Source organism: Sinorhizobium sp. BJ1, assembly GCF_002531555.1.
GTDB lineage: Bacteria > Pseudomonadota > Alphaproteobacteria > Rhizobiales > Rhizobiaceae > Sinorhizobium > Sinorhizobium fredii_B.
This window is the reverse complement of sequence record NZ_NWTH01000005.1, coordinates 151,521-175,999: the sequence shown is the minus strand read 5'-3', so window position 1 is coordinate 175,999 and position 24,479 is coordinate 151,521. Positions and strand designations below refer to the sequence as shown.

General features: G+C 62.1%; 22 protein-coding genes and 3 pseudogenes. 4 read left to right on the top strand and 21 right to left on the bottom strand.

Going from position 1 to position 24,479, the window contains the following annotated elements:
* Nucleotides 1-105 precede the first annotated feature (105 nt).
* The 5 genes from CO676_RS09315 to CO676_RS09295 all read right to left on the bottom strand — a co-directional run bounded on the left by CO676_RS09315 (nucleotide 106) and on the right by CO676_RS09295 (nucleotide 7,031).
* Entirely contained in the window at nucleotides 106-2,580 is a 2,475-nt protein-coding gene (locus CO676_RS09315) for a glycoside hydrolase family 2 protein (protein ID WP_097520535.1), read from the bottom strand.
* A 74-nt stretch (nucleotides 2,581-2,654) separates the two neighbouring features.
* Entirely contained in the window at nucleotides 2,655-3,740 is a 1,086-nt protein-coding gene (locus tag CO676_RS09310; protein WP_014764872.1) for an ABC transporter ATP-binding protein, read from the bottom strand.
* A gap of 6 nt (nucleotides 3,741-3,746) precedes the next feature.
* On the bottom strand, nucleotides 3,747-4,679 hold the full coding sequence (locus CO676_RS09305) for a carbohydrate ABC transporter permease (protein WP_048657419.1): 933 nt from the start codon (nucleotides 4,677-4,679) through the stop codon (nucleotides 3,747-3,749).
* A gap of 1 nt (nucleotide 4,680) precedes the next feature.
* Complete coding sequence (locus CO676_RS09300; protein WP_014764874.1) at nucleotides 4,681-5,589, bottom strand: sugar ABC transporter permease; 909 nt, start codon at nucleotides 5,587-5,589, stop codon at nucleotides 4,681-4,683.
* Nucleotides 5,590-5,795: 206 nt separating this feature from the next.
* The gene (locus tag CO676_RS09295) at nucleotides 5,796-7,031 is read right to left on the bottom strand and encodes an ABC transporter substrate-binding protein (RefSeq protein ID WP_014764875.1); all 1,236 of its coding nucleotides are present in this window, start codon (nucleotides 7,029-7,031) and stop codon (nucleotides 5,796-5,798) included.
* Nucleotides 7,032-7,546: 515 nt separating this feature from the next.
* Between CO676_RS09295 and CO676_RS09290 the strand changes: the two genes are divergently transcribed.
* Nucleotides 7,547-8,608, top strand: a complete 1,062-nt coding sequence (locus tag CO676_RS09290) for a LacI family transcriptional regulator (protein ID WP_097520533.1) — start codon at nucleotides 7,547-7,549, stop codon at nucleotides 8,606-8,608.
* 50 nt (nucleotides 8,609-8,658) lie between these two features.
* Here the strand turns inward: CO676_RS09290 and CO676_RS09285 are convergent, their stop codons facing one another.
* On the bottom strand, nucleotides 8,659-9,333 hold the full coding sequence (locus CO676_RS09285) for a hypothetical protein (protein ID WP_014764877.1): 675 nt from the start codon (nucleotides 9,331-9,333) through the stop codon (nucleotides 8,659-8,661).
* A 221-nt stretch (nucleotides 9,334-9,554) separates the two neighbouring features.
* On the opposite strand from CO676_RS09285, the gene CO676_RS09280 reads away from it, so the two are divergent.
* Nucleotides 9,555-10,154 (top strand): YdeI/OmpD-associated family protein, encoded by a 600-nt coding sequence (locus tag CO676_RS09280; protein WP_097520532.1) that lies wholly within the window; start codon nucleotides 9,555-9,557, stop codon nucleotides 10,152-10,154.
* 21 nt (nucleotides 10,155-10,175) lie between these two features.
* On the opposite strand, the gene CO676_RS09275 is transcribed toward CO676_RS09280, so the two are convergent.
* The 5 genes and pseudogenes from CO676_RS09275 to CO676_RS09255 form a co-directional block, all read right to left on the bottom strand.
* Nucleotides 10,176-10,688 carry an SMI1/KNR4 family protein gene (locus CO676_RS09275; RefSeq protein WP_097520530.1) on the bottom strand — a complete coding sequence of 171 codons (513 nt, stop codon included), beginning with the start codon at nucleotides 10,686-10,688 and terminating at the stop codon, nucleotides 10,176-10,178.
* 205 nt (nucleotides 10,689-10,893) lie between these two features.
* Complete coding sequence (locus CO676_RS09270; protein ID WP_097520528.1) at nucleotides 10,894-11,163, bottom strand: hypothetical protein; 270 nt, start codon at nucleotides 11,161-11,163, stop codon at nucleotides 10,894-10,896.
* A gap of 100 nt (nucleotides 11,164-11,263) precedes the next feature.
* A complete protein-coding gene (gndA, locus tag CO676_RS09265) occupies nucleotides 11,264-12,694 on the bottom strand; it encodes an NADP-dependent phosphogluconate dehydrogenase (protein WP_097520526.1) in 1,431 nt (476 codons plus the stop codon).
* Nucleotides 12,695-12,871: 177 nt separating this feature from the next.
* Nucleotides 12,872-13,030: a cbb3-type cytochrome oxidase assembly protein CcoS gene (gene ccoS / locus CO676_RS09260; RefSeq protein ID WP_097520524.1), complete on the bottom strand. Its 159-nt coding sequence runs from the start codon at nucleotides 13,028-13,030 to the stop codon at nucleotides 12,872-12,874.
* Nucleotides 13,027-14,170 (bottom strand): annotated as a pseudogene (locus CO676_RS09255) (HAD-IC family P-type ATPase); the annotation flags it as partial. The gene ccoS and the pseudogene CO676_RS09255, both read right to left, overlap by 4 nt.
* A 57-nt stretch (nucleotides 14,171-14,227) precedes the next feature.
* Here CO676_RS09255 and CO676_RS09250 point away from each other — a divergent pair.
* Together CO676_RS09250 and CO676_RS09245 are read left to right on the top strand one after the other, a co-directional pair.
* Nucleotides 14,228-14,583, top strand: a pseudogene (locus CO676_RS09250) (SRPBCC family protein); the annotation flags it as partial.
* Nucleotides 14,580-14,928: pseudogene (locus CO676_RS09245) on the top strand (VOC family protein). The pseudogenes CO676_RS09250 and CO676_RS09245, both read left to right, overlap by 4 nt.
* Nucleotides 14,929-15,473: 545 nt before the next feature.
* On the opposite strand, the gene CO676_RS09230 reads toward CO676_RS09245, so the two are convergent.
* The 10 genes from CO676_RS09230 to cobD all read right to left on the bottom strand — a co-directional run bounded on the left by CO676_RS09230 (nucleotide 15,474) and on the right by cobD (nucleotide 24,477).
* Nucleotides 15,474-16,184: a PAS domain-containing protein gene (locus CO676_RS09230; protein WP_014764885.1), complete on the bottom strand. Its 711-nt coding sequence runs from the start codon at nucleotides 16,182-16,184 to the stop codon at nucleotides 15,474-15,476.
* Nucleotides 16,185-16,498: 314 nt separating this feature from the next.
* On the bottom strand, nucleotides 16,499-17,422 hold the full coding sequence (locus CO676_RS09225; RefSeq protein WP_097520522.1) for a lipid A biosynthesis lauroyl acyltransferase: 924 nt from the start codon (nucleotides 17,420-17,422) through the stop codon (nucleotides 16,499-16,501).
* A gap of 11 nt (nucleotides 17,423-17,433) precedes the next feature.
* A complete protein-coding gene (locus tag CO676_RS09220; RefSeq protein ID WP_014764887.1) occupies nucleotides 17,434-18,462 on the bottom strand; it encodes a zinc-binding dehydrogenase in 1,029 nt (342 codons plus the stop codon).
* 43 nt (nucleotides 18,463-18,505) lie between these two features.
* On the bottom strand, nucleotides 18,506-19,789 hold the full coding sequence (locus CO676_RS09215) for a beta-ketoacyl-ACP synthase (RefSeq protein ID WP_097520520.1): 1,284 nt from the start codon (nucleotides 19,787-19,789) through the stop codon (nucleotides 18,506-18,508).
* An 11-nt stretch (nucleotides 19,790-19,800) separates the two neighbouring features.
* Entirely contained in the window at nucleotides 19,801-21,000 is a 1,200-nt protein-coding gene (locus tag CO676_RS09210; RefSeq protein WP_014764889.1) for a beta-ketoacyl-ACP synthase, read from the bottom strand.
* Nucleotides 21,001-21,002: 2 nt separating this feature from the next.
* Complete coding sequence (locus CO676_RS09205; RefSeq protein WP_014764890.1) at nucleotides 21,003-21,479, bottom strand: 3-hydroxyacyl-ACP dehydratase FabZ family protein; 477 nt, start codon at nucleotides 21,477-21,479, stop codon at nucleotides 21,003-21,005.
* A 115-nt stretch (nucleotides 21,480-21,594) separates the two neighbouring features.
* On the bottom strand, nucleotides 21,595-21,873 hold the full coding sequence (locus CO676_RS09200; protein WP_012708338.1) for an acyl carrier protein: 279 nt from the start codon (nucleotides 21,871-21,873) through the stop codon (nucleotides 21,595-21,597).
* 245 nt (nucleotides 21,874-22,118) lie between these two features.
* The gene (locus CO676_RS09195; RefSeq protein WP_348628058.1) at nucleotides 22,119-22,469 is read right to left on the bottom strand and encodes a glycerophosphodiester phosphodiesterase family protein; all 351 of its coding nucleotides are present in this window, start codon (nucleotides 22,467-22,469) and stop codon (nucleotides 22,119-22,121) included.
* A gap of 22 nt (nucleotides 22,470-22,491) precedes the next feature.
* A complete protein-coding gene (gene cbiB / locus CO676_RS09190; RefSeq protein ID WP_097520518.1) occupies nucleotides 22,492-23,475 on the bottom strand; it encodes an adenosylcobinamide-phosphate synthase CbiB in 984 nt (327 codons plus the stop codon).
* Nucleotides 23,476-24,477, bottom strand: a complete 1,002-nt coding sequence (gene cobD / locus CO676_RS09185) for a threonine-phosphate decarboxylase CobD (protein WP_097520516.1) — start codon at nucleotides 24,475-24,477, stop codon at nucleotides 23,476-23,478.
* Nucleotides 24,478-24,479 lie beyond the last annotated feature (2 nt).

Here is a 24,479-nt window from a genome sequence, read left to right as displayed (position 1 = left end):
TTTTGCGCGAATGGGATTTCGCGGGAATAAAGGTGGAAGCGGCTGGCGCCGCATCGTTGGTTCAAAGGGCGGAACGCGTTCTGACAGAGTGCCGCTTCATCTCGCTCAGCCTCTTCCTTGGCAGGATTCGAGATCGTAAGCGCCGAAACACGGAACAGCACCCTCGGTGAGCGGCGCCTTTGGCGTAAAGCGAACGACTTTGGATTGGCCAGCGGTCAGATCGAAGGCATTGTCGGAATAGCGGCCCTCGACATCCGCCTCGACCATGACGTGCAGCGCGAGACCGGTCGCGGTCAGGGTAAGGTCGAAACTCCCGTCGGACCGCGGCGCCGCTTCGAGCGTCAGCCCGGACGGCGCGAGATCGAGCGCCTTGTAGGTGCCATGGACGTAATGGCCGTCGCCGCGCATGCCGTTGGATGCCTCGAACGACCAGAACAGGAGCGCATCCTGCGGAATGTCGCTCGCGGCGATGGTGACGAGCGTCGCCGCCCGGTCGGGCGAGCAGGAGCCCATCGCCGCCATCAGCGGGCGGCGGCTGCCGTCGAGCGAAACGAGGAAGGTCTCGAGTTCGATTGTCACCGGCTCGGGCGTGTCGTTCGCTACAGAGAAGGCTATCTCCCGGCCGTCCGACGTCGGAATGGCGGCAACGGCCACCGGCTGGAAGAAGCGCCGCGCCATGTAATGCATCGCTTTCCAATGGCCGCCATAGTCGAGGCTCGACCAGGAGGCGACAGGCCACGTGTCATTGAGCTGCCAGTACAGCGTCCCCATGCAATGGGGCTTCAGCGAGCGCCAGTAATCGACTGCCGTCCGGATCGCCAGGCCCTGCTGGATCTGGCTCAGATAGACGAAGCTAGGGAAATCCTTCGGGAAGCGGAAATAGCGGAACATGGTGCCGGCAATCCGCTCGTTACCGCCGGCGTTTTTCTGATGCGCCTCCATCACCGGCGAGGCGATATTAAGATCGCTGGCCTCGGCGAACTGCCGGATCACCGGCATCGACGTATAGGACTGGAAGCCGAATTCCGAGCAGAAGCGCGGCCGAACGGTCCGATAATTGTCGAAGGACTTGTTCTCATGCCAGACGGACCAGTAGTGCATGTCACCGGCGCCGTCCGCATGCCAGGCATCGCCGAAATTGAGATAGCCGACCGACGGGCTTGACGGCCACCAGATCGCCTCGGGCGAGGCAGCCTTCATCGCGGTCTCGACGGTTCGGTTCAGCCGATCATAGGAAACGAGGTAACGATCGCGATCCTTGCGGCTCTCCTCGAACCAGGTCAACGCTCCGACGAGTTCGTTGTCGCCGCACCAGAGTGCGATAGACGGGTGGGAATGAAGCCGCTTGACCTGATAGTCCACTTCGGCGGCGACGTTCTTGAGGAAGTCCGGCGTCGAGGGGTAGAGATTGCAGGCGAACATGAAGTCCTGCCAGACCAGCAGGCCGAGCCGGTCGCAGAGGTCGTAGAACCAATCCGGCTCGTAGAAGCCGCCGCCCCAGACGCGGATCATGTTCATGTTGGCTTCGACGGCGGAACGCAACAGGTCCTCGACGCCATCCGGCGTGACACGGGACATCAGCGCATCCGCCGGTATCCAGTTCGCGCCGCGGCAGAAGATGTCGCGGCCGTTGATGCGCAGCGCGAAGCGGCTGCCGGCTTCGTCCTTGTCGGTAACGAGTTCGAGGCTGCGAAAGCCGATCTGGCGCGTGATGCTCTCCTCAGGCGTTTCCACCTTGAGGATCGAGAGCGCCGGCTCCCCGCTGCCGGCCGGCCACCAGAGCCTCGGTTCCGCCACGTTGAACACATGGGTGATGCGAGTCTCGCCCGCCGCGACGCTGCAGTCCAGCCGCTCGCGCAGGCCGACGAGCTCGAAGTGGATCGGCAGGATACCCGGATCGCGGGCATGGAGCTCGACCGTCACCTGCAGGTCGACAGAACCATCCTCCAGCCAGACCTGTCGCGTCGTGACATCTTCGATCCGCGCCGTCTCGAGCCGGCAGAGCGCCAGCGCGCCGTAGACACCGAGCGGCGCGATGGCGATGTTCCAATCCCACCCGAAATGGCATTGCGGCTTGCGCAGCATATTGCCGTTGGCGATCGGCGAGTTGCCGTCGTGATAGGGTACGTAAAAAGGCTGCGCTGCCTGGCGCCGAGCACCCTCTGCAATCGACGAATGAAGCACGATGCGGATTCGGTTCTCTCCGGCGACAAGCGCCTGCGCAACATCGGGGCGATGGCGGCGGAAGCAATTGTCCGCCTGCAGAACGAGGCGATCATTGACGAAGACCGAGGCGACAGTGTCGATGCTCTCGAAATCGAGATACCAGTGTCCTTCGAGATCGCCTGCATCAATGGCGACGGTGCGCTCAAGCACCCACTCCTTGTGGGCCACCCATTGGATATCCGCCTCGTTCCGGCCGCGATAGGGTTCGGATATGATGCCGGCCCGCTCGAGCGCGCAGTGCACGTCGCCCGGAAGAGCAATGGTCAGCGCGTGGCTGTTATCCGCCGAAGCGAGCAGCCAATCGCCGGAAAGGTCGATGCGGATGGCGTCGCGGTTGATGATTTCGGAAGGCATTCCCAGAATCCATTCGTTGGCCGGCGATTGGCGACGGCTTTTTTCGGAAGCCGTCGGCCCCCATCAGACATTAGTCAGAGCCGGTTTTCCGAGACCGCGTCGAAGATCGAGGCGACGGCCATGTCGAAGGTGAGCCGTACCGTGCTGCCCGGTGGATAGCGACGCTGGCCAGCGATCCGCACGGACATCGATTGTCCGGCAAGTCTCAGCCATAGGAGATTGTCGGCGCCCATCGGCTCCTCGATATCGACGACCGCCTGGTGCACCGCGTCGCCGTCGCGCGCCTCGTCGACCTTGACATGTTCCGGCCTTAGACCAAGCACCACCTTCTGACCGGGCTGCAGCTTCGTTTGCGCCGGATAAGCCGTCACGTCGAAGGCGACGCCGCCGACCCGAACGAAATTGCGGCCGTCCTTCGCTTCCACCTCGCCGCGGAAGAAGTTCATAGACGGCGAGCCGATGAAGCCCGCAACGAAGAGGTTCTCCGGGGCATTGTAGATCGTCATCGGATCAGCAAGCTGCTGGATGACGCCGCTCTTCATGACGGCAATCCGATCGGCAAGCGTCAGCGCCTCGATCTGGTCGTGGGTGACATAGATCATCGTGTTCTTCAGCGACTGGTGCAGCCGCTTAATCTCGACGCGCAATTCGGATCGCAGCTTGGCGTCGAGGTTCGACAGCGGCTCGTCGAAGAGGAAGACGTCGACGTCGCGCACCAGTGCCCGGCCGATCGCCACACGCTGCCGCTGGCCGCCGGAAAGCTCCGACGGCTTGCGCTTCAGCAACGGCTGTATCTGCAAAATCTCCGAGGCGCGCTTCACGCGCTTGTCGATTTCAGGTTGCGGAATCTTGGCGACCTGCAAACCGAAGGAGAGGTTCTTCTCGACCGTCATCTGCGGATAGAGGGCGTAGGATTGGAACACCATGCCGATGCCACGATCCTTCGGCTCCTCCCAGGTGACGTTGCGATCCTTAATGAAAATCTGCCCATCGGACACGTCGAGCAGGCCGGCAATGCAGTTCAGCAGCGTCGACTTTCCGCACCCGGACGAACCGAGCAGAACGAGAAATTCGCCATGGTCGATATCGAGATTGAGCTTGTCGAGAACCGTTACGGCACCGAAGTTCAGCGACAGATCCCTGACGGAAACACTTGTCATGCTTGCTTATCCTTTCACTGCACCGGCCGCGATGCCGCGGACAAAGAGCCGTCCGGAGACGAAATAGACGACGAGCGGAACGGCCCCCGTCAAAATCGTTGCCGCCATGTTGACGTTGTATTCCTTCACGCCCTGCACCGAATTGACGATGTTGTTGAGCTGGACGGTCATCGGGTAATACTCCGGCCGCGTGAAGACGACGCCGAACAGGAAGTCGTTCCAGATTCCGGTGACCTGCAGGATCATCGCCACCACGAAGATCGGCAACGACATGGGCAGCATGATCTTGAAATAGATCGTCCAGAACCCGGCACCATCGACGCGCGCCGCCTTGAAGAGCTCCTCTGGCAAGCCGGCGAAGTAATTGCGGAACAGCAGGGTGAGGATCGGCATGCCGAAGATCGTGTGCACGATGACGAGGCCGGTCAGCGTTCCGTAGACGCCCATTTCTCGGAGCACGATGACGATCGGATAGATCATCACCTGGTAGGGAATGAAGGCGCCGACGATCAGGATGGTGAAGAAGAGGTCTGCCCCCTTGAACCGCCAGTTCGCAAGCGCATAGCCGTTTACCGAGGCGACCGCGATCGAGATGATCGTCGATGGCACGGTGATGCGGACCGAATTCCAGAAACCGCGCGAAAGCCCGTCGCAGTTGAGGCCGGTACAAGCCTCGGCCCAGGCCTTCACCCAGGGCTCAAAGGTGATCTCGAGCGGCGGCGCGAAGATGTTGCCGACGCGGATTTCCGGCATGCCCTTCAGTGAGGTCATGATCATCACATAGAGGGGCAGCAGATAGTAGAGAGCCACGACGATCAAGGTGCCGTAGACGATGATGTTGCGCCGCGAGAGCCGCCTGCGCGGCTTGCGCCCGCTGGGACCGGTAGTGATCCGTCCGGCTCCCGCATCGGCGGTGAGCGTCCCGTTGCTGGTGACCATGTTATCCACGCTTGCGGCCTCCCCCGAATTCCAGATACGCCCACGGCACGATGATGATGGCGACGGTGACGAGCATCATGGTGGAGGCGGCGAAGCCCTGCCCCAGGTTCTGGGCGAGGAACATGTAGTCGTAGACGTATTTGGCCGGCACTTCCGATGCGATCCCCGGCCCGCCGCTCGTCTGCGCCACCACGAGGTCATAGACCTTGACGATGCCGCTCGCGATGATCACCAGGGTGGTGATGAAGACGCCGCGCATCATCGGGATGATGATCAGCACATAGGTCTTCCACATCGGGATGCCGTCGACCCGCGCTGCCTTCCAGATGTCCTCGTCGATGCCGCGCAGGCCTGCGAGCATCAGACACATGACGAGACCCGTACCCTGCCAGAGCGCGGCGATCAGGATGCCGTAGATGACGATGTCGGCGTCGTAGAGGGGATCGAAGGAGAAACTCGTCCAGCCGAGCGAGCGAACGATCGATTGGATGCCGTATTGCGGATTGAGCAGCCATTGCCAGACCAGCCCGGTCACGATGAAGGACAGGGCGAAGGGATAGAGCATGATCGTGCGAAAGGTGTTCTCGAAGCGGATCTTCTGATCCATCAATGCGGCGAGCACGAAGCCGATCACCAGGCTGAAGATCAGCGAGAAAAACCCGTAGACTGCAAGGTTCTGGATGGAAATGATCCAGCGCGGCGCCGCCCACAGCCGCTCGTACTGATCGAGCCCGACGAAAGAGAGGCGCGGCAGCAACTTTGAACTCGTGAAGGAATAGACGACGGTCCACATTGTGCCGCCGAGGAAGATGACCACGGCTGTCAGGATCATCGGGATAGAGGCGATCTTCGCATTCAGGTTGCGCAGCCACTGGTTCGGCCTAGCCGAACCACGTGTGAGAGCCGTCATGTTTCCTCCTCCGGAACTGCGACAATGTCTGAGGGTGGCCGGCCCATGCGACGACTAAGCCGCCGAGCGCCAAAACCGACCACGAGCGTAGCCCCTGCCCTCGTCTGCCTCTGCCGCCGCACCGCCTCATGCGGATCCGGCGCGGATTTTAGGACGAGAGCTTGGGCGACGGCCCCGCCAGCAGCGAGGCCGTCAAGAGGCCGCGATCAATCTGCCGCCGCGATGATCTCCGCGAAGCGCTTCTGCGCGTCTTCGGGCGTCATGGAGGCGTTTGCGAAGAACTCGGAGAAGAGGTCTTCCTTCTGCTTCTGGCTGTCGGGCGACAGAAGCTGGTCAGTGCCTTGGATCACATTGCCCTTGGCGAGGATTTCGAGGCCCTTCTTCATGCAGTCATTGGCGGTCGCGAGGTCCACGTCGCCGCGCACCGGCAACGAGCCTTTCTTCAGGTTGAACGCAACCTGCGTTTTCGGATTGATCAGTGTCGATGCCAGCACCTCCTGCGCCTTCGACTTTTCCTCATCCTCGAGCAGCGGGAAATAGAACGCATCGCCGCCGGTCGAGATCACCTCGTTCACGCCGAGACCCGGAAGGCAGGTGTAGTCGACACCAGCTTTCTGGCCCGCGACCTGGAACTCGCCCTGCGCCCAGTCACCCATGATCTGGCCGCCAGCCTTGCCGGTGATCACCAAGTTGGTTGCCTGATTCCAGTCCTGAACATTGCTGCCCTTCGACAACTTGCGAGCATCGTCGGCAGCCTTGAAGACCTTGGCAATCTCGGGTCCGGCAGCCACTGCCTCGTCCTTCTTGGCAAAGACGCTCTCGAAGACGTCCTTGCCGGCAATGGCCACCATCAAGACGTCGAACGCTCCTGCCGCCTGCCACGGCTGGCCACCGACCGCAAGCGGTATAATCCCGGCCTTTTCAAGCGCCGGTGCCGCAGCGACGAACTCGTCCCAGTTCTTCGGAACCGGAACGCCTGCCTGCTTGAAAGCGGCATTCGAGAGCCATAGCCACTGCCAGGAGTGGATGTTGACGGGTGCGCAATAGATCTTGCCTTCGATGGTGCAAGAGTCGAGCAGGCTTGCCGGTTTGACGATCTCCTTCCAGTTCTCCCGTGTGGCGACATCGGTCAGGTCGCGCATCAGACCAGCCTCAACCAATTCCTGCGCCTGACGGCCATGGTTGAACTGGGTTGCGCCCATCGGGTCGCCGCCGGTGATGCGGCTGATCATGATCGGTCGCGCCGTTCCGCCGGAACCGGCGATCGCACCGTCGACCCATTTGTTGCCGGTCGCGTCGAAGGCCTTCGCCAGTTCGGCGACCGCTGCGGCCTCGCCGCCGGACGTCCACCAATGCGTGACTTCAAGATCGGTGGCGTGAGCCAGGCCAAACGGCAGGGCCACGGTTGCGGCCAGAGCGCCGGCCAAAGAACGCAATTTCATGAGTCTCCTCCCTCACTGTAACGTTACCGTAAAAAACTTAGTTCAAACCATTTGGCGACGCAACACCCACAACGGATAATTCAAATTAATTAGAAATCCACATCCGCAGATTGCATCGGCAGTTCCTCGGACGTCTCCTTTGTTCCCCATTCGTATCCGATGCCATTACGCGGGCGGAAGACGATAAATACTTGATTTGTCACAAACAACTAATGAAATATGTAGTTGCAACGGGCGCCGCGATTTCGCATGCGCAGCATGGAACTTCGCGGACGCCAGATTCAACCCTCTGTTTATGCTCTTCGCAGTGCAACAACAAAAAAGCTCGACATTGCTCCTGTATCGTTACAGATTTCTTGGGCGATTTCGCTCCGCCCCGATATGGTACGTCTGGGCAAATCGTATATAACGGCGGCAATTGGCCAGGAGACGGGCTATCGCTATGGTGTCGGCACCGCGATTGCGGTTCGAAACCGATGCGGGGGGGTCCGAACAGCAGGTTATACGTGACGGGCATGGAAGGCAGGGCAAAGAACAGGCCAGCGGCAGCGCCGCCAGCGGAAGGCGGCAGGCCGACACTGAAGACGATCGCCTTCATGACCGGGCTCGGCATCACAACCGTTTCCCGCGCGTTGAAGGATGCGCCCGATATCGGCGCGGAGACCAAGGAGCGCGTCCGGTTAGTTGCAAAGCAGATCGGCTATCAGCCGAACCGTGCAGGCGTGCGCCTCAGAACCGGCAAGACCAATGTGATAAGCCTTGTGCTGACGCTGGAGGAAGAGATCATGGGCATAACCAGCCCGATGGTCATCGGCATCACCGAAATCCTCGCCGGCACGCCGTACCACCTCGTTGTGACGCCCTACAGTTCCTCCAAGGATCCGCTCGGCCCGATCCGCTACATTCTCGATACGGGGGCCGCCGACGGCGTGATCATCTCTCGAATGGAGCCGCACGACCCACGCGTGAGGCTGCTCACCGAACGTCAATTGCCGTTCGCGACGCATGGACGGACAGAGATGGGGATCGCCCACCCCTATCACGACTTCGACAACGAGCGCTTCGCCTACGAGGCCGTGCGCAGGCTCGTCGAGCGCGGCAGGCGCCGGCTGGTGCTCCTGGAGCCGCCGCCGCACCTCACCTTCCATTCGCATATGCGCACCGGCTTCGAACGCGGCCTCAAGGATTTCGATGCAGAGTCGGTGAGCTTCCACCAGGTCAACATCGACTACAGCCTGGTCGCCACGCGCGATGCCTTCGAAAAGCTGATGCGCTCGGAAGAGGCCCCCGACGGCATCGTTTCCGGTAGCGGTTCCGGCGCGATTGCGCTGATCGCCGGCATCGAGGCGGCACGGAAGAAGCTTGGCGAAGACGCAGACATGGTTTCCAAGGTGCCGAGCGACTTCCTGCGTTGGCTGCGTCCGGAGGTGATGACCATGTACGAGGATATCCGCCTGGCCGGTCGGGAGCTCGCCAAGGCGGTGATCGGCCATATCGAGGGAAAGCCCCCCGAGACCCTTCAAAGCCTCAGCCAGCCGGAGTTTCAGCCTCCGATGGCGAGGTCGGCCAAGGCATAGAGGTATGCTATCAGGCATCGGCCGAAGTGGACCGCAAGTCTCACAACGCCTCAGAGGACACAGCCGCACCTCGCGGATCGGGCATAGGAGACGATCTCGTCTCGCTTGCTGCGTGCGCCGCCGAGGAACTCATCGACGGCCGCGGCAACGTCGTTCGGCCGGTACCGCGCCCAATGGCCGAGGCCGTGGAGGGCTGCCTCCTGACACGCGATCGAGTCGAGTCTTAACGATCGACGCATCACGTCGATCGCCGCCCTGTGCATGAGATCGCACGCCGGATCGTCGGCAAGCGCCAAACATGGGAACTCGTCCCACCACATGTAGCAGACGGTGTTAAGCGGAGCCGCCCCGGGTTCGTCGATGTGGCCCAACACGGCGGCGCAGCGCGACGCGAACAGGTCGGCGAAGACAGTCTCGATCGCCTCGACGCAGCGCAGCCGCGCTGCCGTGGGCGTGGTTGTCTTGTAGAACCACCCGTTGTCGCCCGAGGCGCTGGTGCTCAGCAGGTAGGTGAAGCCCTGAGCGATCTGCGCGTCGGAGAAGAAGGCCAGCGAACGCTCGGTCGTCGAAAAGAGTCTGGTGAAGTAATCGATGGCGACAGGCGGCTCCGGATCCCACCACGGAGGGTCTTCATCGAAGAACCAGGGATTGCCATGCGGCCGGATCGAGTGGCTGAACGCATGCTCGAGCCAATCATCGTAGCTCAGGTTCGACACCGCAGGCATGCAAACCTCCTCCTGCAGGGCTTACGTCGCCGACACGCTGGCCTGCCGGCGCGTTTGGCCTTACCTTCTCACGAGCCCGTCGCGCGCGCCAGTCGCGCTCACCGAGTTTCGTCATCGCCTGCGCGTACTCGCGGAACTTAAGGGCTGGAAGGCAGAAGGGCCGCCTTGTAGGCTGCCCGGTGCAAGGTTGAAATTTCAGCCGACAGGAGGAAAGTTGCTTCATGCCGCCCGTCAAAGTCGATCCCGAAAAGGTGCACGAGTTCGAGACCGCCGAGAGCTTCTATCGCTGGCTCGGCAACCACCATGACAAGGAGGACGAGGTCTGGATCAAGATCCACAAGGTGGATTCGGGGCTACAGTCGATCACGCCGAAGGAAGCCATCGACGTGGTGCTCTGCTGGGGCTGGATCGACGGCGTACGCAAGGGCCTCGACGACAAGAGCTATCTGCAGCGCTACACCCCGCGCGGCAGGAAGAGTACCTGGAGCCAGATCAATGTCGACAATGTTGCACGGCTGGTCGAAGAAGGCCGGATGACCGAGCACGGTCTCAGGCAGGTGGAGATGGCCAAGGCCGACGGCCGTTGGGACCGCGCCTACGGGAGCGGCAAGGACATGAAGATTCCCGACGATCTCCAGGCCGCGATCGATGCGGAACCCAAGGCTCGGGAAATGCTCGGCAAGCTCAGCGAACAGAACCGCTTCGCGCTTGCCTTCCGCACCCATAACATGAAGACGGAAGTCGGTCGGAGGAAGAAGATCCAGACCTTTGTCGAAATGCTGAAGTGCGGCGAGACGATTTACCCGCAGCGGGAGAAGTGAGGCGGCCGAACGCGTGCCGTATCATTTTCGTGGGGCGAGCAACGGCAACCTGAATAGCTGTCTGTAGAAGGTGCAATCCGTCATCAACCGCGCGAGAAATTGGTTGAAGTTCCGTGCATACGCGGATTTCCCGAAAGGATAGTACACAGCAGTTCCATGCCCTCGCCTGAAAACCAGAACTGAATTGTTTCCCAGACTGAAGAAGGGAACTTCGTCGTCGTCGATGAAGTCAGGATAGATACGCCACTCGACCGAGTTACGGCGCAATATCTCGGCAATACTCGATGTGCTTAGGAAGGAATTCTCGTAATCGAGAGTATCCCCGCCGTTGATATCCGCTGTCAGCCGCCCGGTCCCAATCTGCTGCAAGAAGGCGAGATATACCGGCGGCAGAGCGTCACCAAATTCACGTTCGAAATCCTGGATTTCAGCTTCACCGTGAGGGACGAACAAATTCGGTGTCGTGTGGTCATTGCGATCACGCACGAATTGCCGATACCAGCCCCAGACTTCCGGAACTATGGTCTCTTCCATTCCTTGGTAACCTCTCAGTGACTTCCAACGCCTGACGTCCTGCCAAACGAATGGGGCGGCGCATGTTTGGCCGCCCCATTGCCCCCACAAAGCAAGTTCCGCTGAGACGTTCAACCCACTGCCCACGGCCTGGGTGGCTGTCGGCGCCGTCGATGCGGGCGTTGCCGTTCCGCGCAAATGCGGGATTATATTGCGGCCGTACGCTTCATATGCTCACGGCTGGCCAATATTTGTCGTCGGTAAAATCCGCCGGAATCGGATTGAGCTGTTGCAGTTTCTCGGCAACGAAATCGATCTGCATCTTCAGGTACTGGATCGGTCTCGGGATCGGCGCCCCGGTGGCGAGGCTGCGTACCCGCCATTGCTCGTAGCCCGTCGACTTTATGCGTCTCTCCGCCTCGTCGCGGATGCCTGCCGGCCCGGTGCCGGGCCTGGTTTCGATCGCTTTGCCCCCTTCGATCACTCTGAATTTCATGCTGCCTTCCCGATTGCTCCCTTGCTTGAGATGCCGTGAGCTTGTCGTGAAAGGGCGGCCAGCGCCACCCTTCCTTTGGTAGAAGCGGTCTAAACTGATCTTACGCGTTCAGCCCGCTGCCCCACGGGCCGTGGTGGCTGTCGGCGCCGTCCACGCGATCGAAGCCGTGGGCGCCGAAGAAGTCGCGCTGCGCCTGGATCACGTTGGCCGTGCCGCGGCCGCGGCGGTAGCTGTCGAAATAGCCGAGCGCCGAGGCGAGCGCCGGCACCGGCAGGCCGCCGAGCACGGCCGCGGAGACGACGCGGCGCAGAGCCCCGTCCGTCTCTTTTACCATCGAAGCGAAGGCAGGCGTCACAATCAGATTGGCCGCATCCGGCGCCTTGGTAAAGGCGGTGGTGATCTCGTCGAGGAATTGCGAGCGGATGATGCAGCCGGCGCGCCAGATCCTGGCGATCGTCGGCATCGGCAGGTTCCAGTTGAACTCCTTCGAGGCCGCGGACATTACGGCGAAGCCCTGGGCATAGGCACCGATCTTGGCGGCGAGCAGCGCGTTCTCCAAGTCCTTGATGAAGGCCTGCCTGTCGCCGACCTTGAACTCGCCGACCGCCGGCAGGCCGAGGATCCTCTCGGCGGCTTCTCGTTCCTCCTTGGCGGCGGAAATGCTGCGGGCGGCGACGGCCGCTTCGATGGCAGTCGCCGGAACGCCCATGTTCTGCGCTTCGATCACCGACCACTTGCCGGTGCCCTTCTGGCCGGCCTTGTCGAGGATCAGGTCGACGATCGGCTTGCCGGTCAGCGGGTCGGCGGCCTTCAGCACCTTCTCGGTGATCTCGATCAGATAGGAATTGAGCCGACCCTTGTTCCAGGCGCCGAAGACCTCGCCGATCTCCTGCGCGGTCATCTTCAGCCCATCGCGCAGGATGCCGTAGATTTCGGCGATCATCTGCATGTCGGCATATTCGATACCGTTGTGGATGGTCTTGACGAAATGACCGGCGCCGTTTTCGCCGAGCCAGGCGACGCAGGGATCATTGTCATATTTCGCAGCGATCGAGGTCAGCACCTTCTCGACACGGCGATAGGACTCTTCGGTGCCGCCGGCCATGATCGACGGCCCATGGCGCGCACCTTCCTCGCCGCCGGAAACACCCATGCCGATGAAGGTGAGGTCCGAGTCCTTCAACGCGTCGAAGCGGCGCATCGTGTCGCGGAAATTGGCGTTGCCCGCGTCGATCATGATGTCGCCCTTCGAAAGATAGGGCTTCAACGCCTGCATCTGCTGGTCGACCGGATCGCCGGCCTTGATCATGATGATGATCGGACGCGGCGGACGGATCGCGGCGACGAACTCCTCGATCGTCTCGCAGGGAACGATCTGCTCCTTGAGCGCGCCAGCCTCCGCGTAGAATTTGCGCGTCGCGTCAACCGTGCGGTTGAAAACGGCGATCCTGTTTCCTTTTTCAGCGATATTGAGCGCCAGGTTCGATCCCATGACGCCGAGACCGATTAGGCCGATTTCCGCCTTTGACACGTGATTGTCTCCATTGGACAGGAGAGGCTGGCATCGACCGCGATGACCGTGTGCCGACCCCTTGAATTTGATCTGCGCATGTAGGGCACCTCACAAGAAAAGCGACGGGCGAGACATGCGGCGGCGGAGGCTGTTTTGGCATTCAAATCGATTTACGACAAGCCATTCCCGACAAAATCAATGCTTCTCCGGCTTGCCGTCGCCGTCGTCGAGCACGCGCCATGACGCGCCGTCGAGATCCTCATATTGTCCGCTCTTCAGCGCCCAGAGAAACGCGGCAAGACCGAGGCCACCGAGAAGCAGCGCGATCGGGATGAGATCGATGAGAGTGTTCATCGGGCGCTTCCTGCCGGTCGCAAGAGCGAGCGAAGAGCCGGCGCCTCAGCGGTCTTCGCGGACGCAAGGCTTCGCAATCTCAGGGCATTCGCAACGCCGATCACCGACGAGGTGGACATCGCGATCGCCGCCACCAGCGGCGTTGCATAGCCGAGAATTGCGATTGGAACGGCGATGAGGTTATAGCCGATCGCCGGGCCGAAATTCTGGCGGATCAGCCGGCCGGCCCGATGCGAGATTTCGATGGCGAAGGGAACGGCGGTCAACGGTGGTGCATGAAGACGAAATCGGCAGCCTGGCGCCCGACGTCGGCCGCCGTCCCCGGCGCCGTCGAAACATGGGCGGCGCGAAGTGCCGGGGCATCGTTGACGCCGCCGCCGACCATCAATACCCGATGGCCTCCGGATGCGGCGGCAAAAGCCCCCCTCTTGTCGCGCGGTGAAAGCTCGGCCCGCCATTTTAAAATTCCGAGCCTGCGGCCGATCTCCGCCACGACTGGCTCCCGGTCGCCGGAAAGAATGCCGGTCGCAAGCCCAGTTTGTGCAGGGCGGCGACGCTCTCGCGTGCGGCTGGGCGCAGGCGATCTTCGAAGCGGAAGCAGGCAAGCTCTCGGCCGTCAAGCGAGAGGATCGCTTCCGGCAGCCCGCCCGAGACGCCGCTGCCGCCAGAGGCGAAGCTGCGGCTGCCAAGCCGATAGACCCCATCCGGCGTCCTGGCTTGAATGCCCGAACCCGGAATTTCGCTTATGTCCCCTTCCAGAAAACTGCCGGCCACGTGGTGCAGCGCGACCGCGATCGGATGGCGCGAATGCGCGGCGAGCGCCGCGGCGGTCGCCAACGCGTCAGGCGAAATCTCGTTCTGATTGACCAGCCGCGGCTCGCCGATCGTCAGGGTCCCGGTCTTGTCGAGAAGCACCGTGTCGATCCCGGCGAGGCGCTCCATGGCCGAGCCGTCCTTGACCATCACCCCTCCCTGGAAGAGGCGCCCCCGCATCATGTGGTCGAGCGTACGACCGATCAGCAGGAAGAACAGCAGGGTTACGGACGCATCGAACCAGGCATGTTCACCATGGCCGATCGTTTCATAGAGCGACATGCAATAGGAAAGCGTCACCGCCAGCGCGATCGGCACATCCATGTCTATTTCATTGACTACAATCAGCTCCTTTCGGCCCACTTCTCGTTGTAGGATCGCTGTCACGAGAAAATGCCGCTTTGGGCCTCGGGGCTCTCCTCGGGGCTTACGCGCGACGGAGACGAATGGATTGCGCCCGGCCCGCTCGGCAACGCCCGCGTCCGCTTCGCTCCCGACAATCAGCTCGGCGCCGTGGACCATCTCGTGACGCTCGAGAACGGCGCGAAGGTTCACAATGCGTTGCGTGTCGTACGAATGGCGATGGCGCGGAAGTGATGTTCACTTTGCTGAGACAGGCCGACATGAGCGACGAGCAGTTCGCGGCCGACGCCGCCTGTGTGGAGAAGGATCTCGCCGCGTTGAAGGCCATGCTGGAAACAGGTAACGAGAAGACAAAGACGGGAGAGGACATGCCATGATCGGCAACGACCGACGCATCGACTATATCGAATTCAACGTTGCCGACATCGCAGCGAGCAAAGCCTTCTACGGCAGCGCCTTCGGCTGGACCTTCACCGACTACGGTCCGGAATATTTGCGAATTTGCGGACGGCCGGCTCACCGGCGGCTTTACGACGATCGGATCGGTCCGCAGCGGAGGGCCGCTCGTCATCATCTATGCCGACGACCTGGAGGGCGCCCTGGCCCGTGTCGAGGGCGCCGGCGGCAAGATCCTCAAGCCGATCTTCCCCTTCCCCGGCGGCCGGCGCTTTCACTTTGCCGATCCGGATGGTTACGAGTTGGCGGTCTGGTCCAAGCAATAGTGGCGATGACGGCGAAGGATTAGTCGCCGAAGCGGATGAAAAGCGCGCTGACAAGGCCGAAGACGACGATGCACTGCAGGATGAACATGGGCCATTCCTGTGACATCACGCATCTCCTTTCGAGTGACGCCGCCACAATGGATCAGCTGCAAAGGGCGACGCCCGAACGCAGGTGCCTCTCGCGGCAAACGCCGTTTTCAATCGGCATCGGCGGCCTCCGACAAAGTTTAGCATCTCCTGTTGATTTGCGCACAGAAAAGCCGCGCGCCCCTGAAGGGCGCACGGCAAATGCGCACAGCCATGCTTTGGCGCTCGATGCCTCTGCTACTCGCCGCCGCCAAGCGAATGAACGAACACGGCGAGTTGCTTGACGGCCGTATCGCCTATGCGGGGCAGCCACGGCATCCTCGCTCGGCACAACTGCATGTTTCCTTAAATCGCAGCGATTTAAGGGTAAAAACATGCAGCAATTAAAAGTGCTACAGCGACCTTTGTGCGCCTGAAAGGCGCACGGCGCTGAAGGACGAGCGGCCGCATCATGGCGGTCAAGCGGCCACCGCCCTCCGCCTGTCGGCATGTTCCTGAATAACCAGGATGGCGCCGATGAGCTTGCCGGCACATGATCGGCAGGGTGTCATGCGGCAGCGGACGACGACGGTGCGGCCATCGACGGTCTTGGCGAAGGTGTAATCGATTACCTCGCCGGCGAAGCAGCGGTCGAGATGAACCTTGACGCGCTCTTCGAAGCGCCGAAAGCCGATGAACTCGACGACATGTCGGCCGATCAGATCCATCGGCCGGCGTTCGAGATGGATGGCATGCGCGGCATTGGTGTAGAGGTACCGGTAATCCGGCGTGATGACCGCGACGCGGTCGGGAAGACAATCTAGGATCGCCTCGTTCAGCAAGCCCTCGTCGGCGCGCCCTTTGGTCGGCAGTTTCGGAGCCCGGTCAAGGTCGAGCCCGGCGAGATCAGTAGTTCCTGTTGCCGCAAGATAGCGATCGATCAGCGACTTCAGCAATCGCGAGTGGCGCAGCACACAGGCGAGGTCGTCCGCCTCGGCACGCAACAGGTCCACGAGAAATTGGAACTGAAGGCGGGCATCTTCGATGCTCGCGGCCTTCTCGTCGTAGACGGCTCTCAAAATCGGATCGAGCTCTCGATCTAGTATGCCGACCAAATGCTCGTCTGCGACCTTTACCGCATACTGCAACTGCGAATACTTGAACCAAAACAGCTCAATCAATTCGTTCAATTCGCAAACCTCATTCCCACGGCAAAGCTTGCGCCAATGCGTTCAAAGGCGAGCCAGTACAGCTGCAAATTTGTAAATTTTGATCGAACCCCTGATGCGACGCGAGACCGCCTTGCACCTTCCACGCCCTCAGCGCAAGGACGAGTGTACACGCATCGCGTGGTCGTTCAACTGCAGAAGGCAGAGCGAATCGGCCGCAAACGTTTTCGACGCCGAGTTTTGCAACATGTTCGATATTCGAGGCGAACTGTACCTCGCGGCGCGCGCCGTGCAAGCACGCCTAGTGACGCGGCAGACACATCCGAGATGATTGGCTAGAGATAGCGCTTGATATGCCAACGGTCGTGGTACCAGAGCCACTGGCCCGGATATTCGCGAACCCAGCTCTCGACCTTGTCGTTCAGCATCTGCGCCGTTGCGTTGACGTCGACGCTGCCATCGGCCCTGCGGGGAATTTCGACCGCCGGTTCGATTTCCAGGCGGAAGCGGCCGCCGGGGAGACGGATGCAACGGGCCGGATAGACCTCGCAATTGAACTGGCGGACCAGTTTTGCGAGCAGCGGATTGGTCTGGACGTCCTGCCCGAAAAACTTCGTCTTCAGCCCCTTGCGGAACTTCTGGTCGACCAGCACGCCAACGCCGCCGCCACGCTCGAGCTGGCGGGCAAGTGCGAAGGAAGAGCCCGCATGCGACGGCACGAGGTTGCCCATCCGCTCCTTGCGGAACTCGAATACCTTCTCCGCCATGTAAGGATTGTTCGGCGGCCGGAAGAGCACAGTCACGTCCAGCCCAAAGGCAGACCCCGCCACCGGCAGCATCTCGAAATTGCCGCTATGCGCCGTGAAGACGATGAAGGCCCGTGGATTGTCGCGCAGTTCGAGGAAGAGCGGTATGCCCGAAACCTCCACCCTGCCCGGCTCCGCACGGTGCGGATCGAAGTCGAACAGCCGGTCCAGGAAGACGTACTCGGCGGCGAGCCGGCCCATATTACCCCAGCTTTCGAGCGCGATCTCCTGTATCCAGCCGTCGCTCTTTTCCGGAAAGGCATTGCGCAAATTGGTGAGCGTCAGCTTGTAGCGGCGGGTCTTCGGACCGATCCAGCGAGCAACGCGATCCATGAAATTGATCGCGCTATCCGCCGGAAAGAGCTTCAGGATATTGAGCAGCAGGAACACGAATTGCGCGATCAGCCATTGCCGGAAGCGATCGGCAGCGAGCACCAGCCGTGTGATCAGCATTCGCACCGGGGTCAATCCATCCGCAGAATGATCTTGCCGAAGATCCGGCGCGACTCCATGCGCTCGAGCGCGCGATCGATGTCGGCAAGGCCGACCTCCGTATCGATCACCGGATGAACGAGGCCGCTTGCCATTTTCTGCATGGCGTTCGCCATGTTCTCCATGCGGCAGCCGAACGAGCCGAGCAGCTTCAACTGCTGCTGGAAGAGCATCATCAGGTTCATGTCGGTCGAGACGCCGGATGTCGAGCCGCAGGTGACGAGACGGCCGCCCCGCTTCATCGACAGCATCGAGCCTGCCCAGGTATCCTTGCCGACATGCTCGAAGACGACGTCGACGCCCTTCTTCTTGGTGAGCTTCCGCACCACGCCCTCGAAGCGGTCGGTGCGGTAGTTGATCACGTGATCGGCCCCGAGCGCCCTGGCCTTTTCGATCTTGTCGTCGGAGCCGACCGTGGTGATGACGGTGCAGCCGATCTTCTTGGCGAGCTGGATCGCCGCCGAGCCGATGCCGGAGCCGCCGGCGTGGACGAGGATCGTTTCGCCCGGCTCGAGCTTGGCGTTGTCGAACAGCATGTGCTCGACGGTCCCGAAGGTGACCGGAGCGAGCGCCGCACCGACCGCGTCGACACCGGGCGGTGCCGGAACCAGCAGGCGCGCCGGCAGATTGATCTTCTCCTGGGCAAAACCGTCGAGGTGGAAGCCGTGCACGCCGCCGACATGCTCGCAGAGATTGTCGCGCCCTTCCTTGCAGGGACGGCAGAGGCCGCAGGTGCGCGCCCCATAGATCGAAACGAGCTGGCCCGGCAGAACGCTCGCCACACCCGGGCCGATGCTCTCGACGACGCCGGATGCTTCCGCACCGATGACCAGCGGCATCTTGCGTTTGGCGAAGGCCATGCCGCGCCAGCCCCAGACGTCGATATGGTTGAGCGCAACCGCCTTGACCCGGAGCGTCACTTCGCCGGGACCGGGCGCCTCCGGCTCCGGCAGGTCGGTGATTTCGAGCTTGCGGTCATCGAGCAGTTGCAGGGCGCGCATGGTCTTTCCTTTGCGGAAGGCAGGTATTCAATCGTCGAGCGGCTTAGGCCGGCTCGGCGGTCATCACGAGGCTGGCGTTCTGGCCGCCGAAACCGAAGGAATTCGACAGGACGGCAGTGACCTGCTGGCTACGCTTCGCGTTCGGCACGACGTCGAGAACGATCGCCGGATCCGGGTTCTGGTAGTTGATGGTCGGCGGCAGCGTGCCGGTGAGCATCGTCTGGATCGAAAAGACCGCCTCGACCGCCCCGGCGGCGGTCAGCGTATGGCCGATCATCGACTTGTTGGACGAAACCGGGATCGATGGCAGCCGCTCGCCGAAGACGGCCGACATCGACAGATATTCCATCTTGTCGTTCTCCGGCGTCGATGTGCCGTGCGCATTGATGTAGCCGATGCCGGTTTCAGCGATACCTGCGTCAGCGAGCGCGGCGCGGATCGTCGCGATCGCCGGCCCGCCATCCGGCGAGGAGCGCGTGCGGTGGAAGAGATCGGCCTTTTCACCGCAGCCCTTGAGAATGCCGTAGACGCGTGCGCCGCGGGCGATGGCCGCTTCGAGCGATTCGAGCACCAGAGTGGCCGCGCCTTCGGCGATCACGAAGCCGTCGCGATCTTTGGTAAACGGCTTCGACGCCTTTTCCGGCGGATCGTTCTGGGTCGACAGCGCGGAAAGCAGCGAGAAGCGGATCAGCGCCTCGGCGCTGACGGAGCCGTCGGTCGCGACCGTCAGCGCTCGATCGGTGCGGCCCTGGCGGATCGCCTCGACGCCGAGCTGGATGGCGGTGGCGCCCGAAGCGCAGGCCGTCGACAGCGTCACAGGCAAGCCGCGCGTACCGAAACGATCGGCGAGCCGCTCGGAAATCGAGCCGAACAGCACCGCCTCGTGGAAGATCGGATCGGCCTTCTGGCGCATGGCAGCGAGGAACCGGTTATAGGCGTCGCCTGGCCGCTCCGAGGCCGGCGCCCGGTCCGCGAGCTCGAAGCGCGCGTTCCACTCCGGTTCGATCGGCGGCGCAGCCAGGAACAGCGGGCCCTTGAAATCGCCGGAAAGGCCTGCCTGCGCGAGCGCTTCCAGAGTCGTCTCGCGCGCCATCGCATAGGAGCGTTCGACAGCGTTTTCGGCCGGAATCTCAATGAAGTCGACCGTGCCGCTGATGCGGGTCGAAAGCCCCTCGGTCGGGAAGCGGGTGATCTTGTGAATGCCGGAAACGCCGCCGCTGAGCGCCGCCCAGTTGTCCTCCAGCCCGTGACCGAGCGAAGTGATGACGCCCATGCCGGTAACGGCGACGATCGGACGGCCGAGGTGGTCGGTGTAAGCTTTGCTCATGCTCGAGCTCCTTATTCCGCGGACAGCACGGCGATCCCTTCGCCGCGGGCATGGCCGATGGTCGTGACGATCGCCGCCTTGGCGGGCGCCGTCATCAGCGCTTCGGCAGGATCGAAGGGCGGTACCTTGGCCGCATGCCCGAGCGAAAGCGCGGCAAGGGCCATGCCGACCGGGAACTGCGCCTCGATACCGTGGCCGACGAGACCGCCATAGGCGCGGACCGGCCGTCCGGCCAGCTCCGAATCGAGGAAAGCCTTCTCGCGCCGCGCCAGGTCATGGAAGCCACTGGTGCCGGAAAAGACCACGGTCGACTGCGCCTCAAGCGCTGCGCCCGGCCGTGCCAGATCCCTAAGCCGTGCTTCAAGTCGGCCGTCCTCGCGGCTGCCCCGATCGCCTTCGATCGCACCAATGGTCGCATAGACGCGGGCGCCGCGGGCTTCGGCGTATTCGCGTGACTCCAGAACGAGGAAGGCGCCCACCGATCCCAGGATCATGCCGCCGCCGTTATCGGCTTTGCGCGACCAGATCGGATGCCACTCACCAAGGGCATGCCCCTGGATGGCTTCGATCAAAAGGATGATGTCGAGACGCTCGGCCGAAAAGGCGCCGCCGACGAGCGTATGCGTCGACTGCCCGGCCTTGATGCGGGCGAAGGCGGTTTCAATCGCCGAAATACCCGCCGCTTCCTCGCCCATGAAGGTGCGCGACGAGCCTGTCACCTTGTGCACGATCGAGATATTGCCGGCGAGCAGATTGGAAAGCTGGGCCAGAAAGAGCGTCGGGCGGAGCTCGGTCGTCAGCTTCTCGTTCAGAAGCTGTTCGCGATCGTTGCGCCTCAGGGCCTCGTCGACGATCAGCGAGTCGACATTGATGTCACGCTCGCCGCCACCGGCCGCGACGATCATATCCATGCTGCCGCAAGCTTCGAGATTGTCCTTGAGCCCCGCATCGTCCAGCGCGAGACCGGCTGCGAAGACGCCGAGACGCTGCCAATTCTCCATCTGACGCTGATCGCCGCGCTTGGCAATCTGCTGCGACCAGTCGATCTCCGGCAGAGGATGGACCGGATAGGGTGCAAAACGCTCCGTCTCGATGCGCGCCCTCGGCGGTTCGACGGCATTCAACAGGGCCACGTGCGGCTCGGCGCCAACCCCCTGGCTCGTTACAATGCCGACGCCGGTGATCACCACGTCGTTTGCGGATTTGGTCATCTTTACTTCTCCGAAGCGGCCGTCGCGGCCATCAATCCCACTTCCTCGGCGCGCTTGCGGACGATCTCGCCAAGCGGCACCTGATCGAACGGCATCGTCCTGAGCTTCAGCTGCGCGTCGCAGATCTTCTTGCCGCCCGAGGCGATCTTGGCCTTGGTCACCGCGAAGCCAGAGCCCTCGTGCTCGAGAAATGCTTCGATTTCGAGCTCGGCCGAAGGCTCGACGAATGTGCGCATCTTGGCGCCGTCGACCGACATCAGGAAGGGCATCGCCGCGAATTTGGTGGCGGCAAGCACGAGAAAGCCGGAAGCCTGTGCCATCGTTTCGATCAGTAGCACGCCGGGAACCAGCGGATAGCCGGGAAAATGGCCCTCGAACACCGGGCTCTTCTCCGGCACGACGGATCGCGCCGTGAGCCGGCCCGCCGCGAGATCGACGGATTCGACCCGGTCGACCATCTGGAAATATTCAAGCAGCATCAGGGCTCATCCCGTTCGTTTTGGGCTCAAGTAAAAATGCCGATGCCGCCTGTCAAGCGAAGGTCGCTGCAGGCGGCATCGGGAAACGGATCGAACCGTGTCAGCGGCGTGTCAATCAGGCCTTGGCCGCCCGAAGCTCATCGATTTTGGCACAGAGGTTCTTCAGCACGAAGTATTCCTCGGTCGACACCTTGCCTTCGTTGACTTCCTGGGTCCACTGCTCGAGCGGAATCTTGATGCCGAATTCCTTGTCGATCGCAAAGACGATGTCGAGGAAGTCCAGGCTGTCGATGCCGAGATCATCGATCGTGTGGCTTTCCGGCTTGATCGTCTCGCGATCGATCTCGCTCGTTTCCGCAATGATGTCGGCAACCTTGTCGAATGTAGCTGTCACGCGCTTACCTCTTGAAAATCGAGTCTTGGCGAACCCTATAGAAAAATGCACCGCAAAAGCCAATGCCTCCTGGTCTTTTGCCACTCAGATTTGAAAAACGGTGTTGCCAAACGGCGACCGGCTGCGGCTCGAGCGCAGATATGCGCCGGAAACGGGGGCCTGCACCTTCAAGCCGAGAATTGCAACATCGGCTGTTCACCCCCCCTCGGCTCGTCGTCGTGATCGCGCCGGCCGGAGCGCGGTTTTTAATCTCGATCAAGTGATCGCCAGCCAAAGCCGATAAATTGACATTCGCCGGACGCCGCCAGCGCCTCGTAGAGCGTCATCGTGCTCGGCAGCAGCTGCCGCAGCGTTGCGGGATCCACAGCCGAGACGCTGCGCGCATCTCCGCAAAGCCGTCGAAGGTCGTCATCATGCATGCAAACGAAGGCGCCGTCCTTCGTGAGGCGTATATCCGTCTCGATGGCATCTGCCCCAGCACCCTCGGCGGCACGCAGCGCCTCCACGGTATTCTCGGCAACAAGGGCAGCACCGCCGCGGTGCGCAATGATGAGAGGCTTGCGGCCGGAGCGACCAATCCACAAATCAGACGACATCGCCTTCTCCGACGCTGGACTTTCAGAATAGCAGGAACGGCAGAACGATGACGGCAGAGGCCAGAGCGAGTGCGGTGCAGGCGCCATAGAAGACGCCCACGGCGGCGTCGATATCGTCAATCGTTGCGACTGCGCGGCCGGAGCCGTTGATCATCGGCTCGTCCACCTTCGTTCCGCCGTAGACGCGCGGCCCGGCAAGCTGAATGTCGAGCGCGCCCGCCATCGCCGCCTCGGGCCAGCCGGAATTGGGCGAGCGGTGGAAGCCATGGTCGCGCTTTGCCACCTCGATCGCGGCTTTGGCCGCTTCGAGACCCCGTTTGAGACGGGCCCCAGCGGCAATGAGGAGAACCGAGAGCCGCGCCGCCGGAAGGTTGGCGAGGTCGTCGAGCCGCGCCGAGGCCCAGCCGAAATGAAGATACTTCGGGCTCTTGTGGCCGATCATCGAATCTGCAGTATTCAGCATCTTGTAGGCAAACAGGCCGGGAAGCCCGGCAACAGCGTACCAAAGGGCCGGAGCGACGACACCATCGGAAAGGTTTTCCGCGAGGCTTTCGATCGCCGCCCGGCAGACGCCGGGCTCATCCAGCGTTTTCGGATCGCGGCCGACGATCATCGACACAGCCTCGCGGCCACCCGCAAGACCGTCGCTGCGCAGGCCGTCAGCGACCTGGCGAACGTGATCGGCGAGGCTCTTCTGCGCGAGGAAAACGGCAACGGTCATTGCCTCGAGGACAAAACCAACAGCGCCGAGAACATCGAACAGGCGATTGAGCACCACACCGAACACGATGCTCGAGGCGAGGAGGACGAGGATGGTCACAATGCCCCGCATTTTCAGCCAGCCGCCGTCCGCCGCTCCACGATTGAGCGCCGCGTCGAAAACGCCGATCGCCTTACCGAAGAGCACCACCGGATGCGTTAGCCTCTCCCAGAGCCAGTCGGGATCGCCGACGAGGCGGTCGATGATGAGAGCCACAACGAGGACGAGGAAAATTTCGGCCGACATCTAGACTCCTGCCCGGCGCAAGGCTTCGGCCAGACGGCGGTCGCCAGCCGCGTCGGCGGCCAGCCCGATCCTCAGCCAACGCCGATCGTAGTCGAACTTGCGCGTCAGAATGCGCTCCTGGCAGAGCGCCGTATGAAGATCATATGCTCGTTCATGGTCGACGAGCGCGAAAAGCCCGGTGCCACCGATGACATCGATGCCGGCGCCGTGAAGCACTGCATGAAGCGCCGCATTCCGTTTGAGAATGCCATCCCTGATCGGCTTCGTGTCGCGTTCCATCAGCTTCGCCGAAACGGCGAGCGCCGGCCCTGACACCGCCCAAGGGCCAAGCCATTCGCGGAAGGATTCCGTGATCGACCCGCTTGCGACAACGAAGCCAAGCCTCAGGCCCGCGAGACCGAAGAATTTGCCGAAGGAACGGAAGACAACGACGTTGCCATGGGCGGCGACATCAGGGGCAACGCTTGCCTGAGGCTCGAGATCCCCGAAGGCTTCGTCGACGACGAGCAGGCCGTCGTGCGCCTTCATCGCCTCTGCCATGGCCAGAATTTCGTTGGGCTGGAAAAGCCGGCCGGTCGGGTTATTGGGATTTACGAGAACCACAATGCCGTGCGCCGCCGCGAGATCATCGGCGCGTGCGACAGTGTCGACGATGAAGCCCGCTGCCTTCAGGACGCGCGCGTATTCGCCATAGGTCGGCCCGAATATGGCGGCGCGCCTCGTCGGGTCAGCAAGCCGCGGCAGCAACTGAATGACGGCTTGGGTCCCGGGCACCGGCAGCGGCAGGAGATGGCTGGTCCTGTAATAGCCGCGTGCGGCTGTGCGCGCTGCCTCCTCCAGATGCCGATCCGGCAAGCGATGCCAGACCCGCGCGTCGATCTCCGGCAGTGCGACCGGACACGGATTGATGCCGGTCGAAAGGTCGAGCCAATCGTCGGGCGCACCGCCGAAGCGGGCCGCAGCCTCGGTGATTCCGCCGCCATGGACAATCGGCGCAATCATCG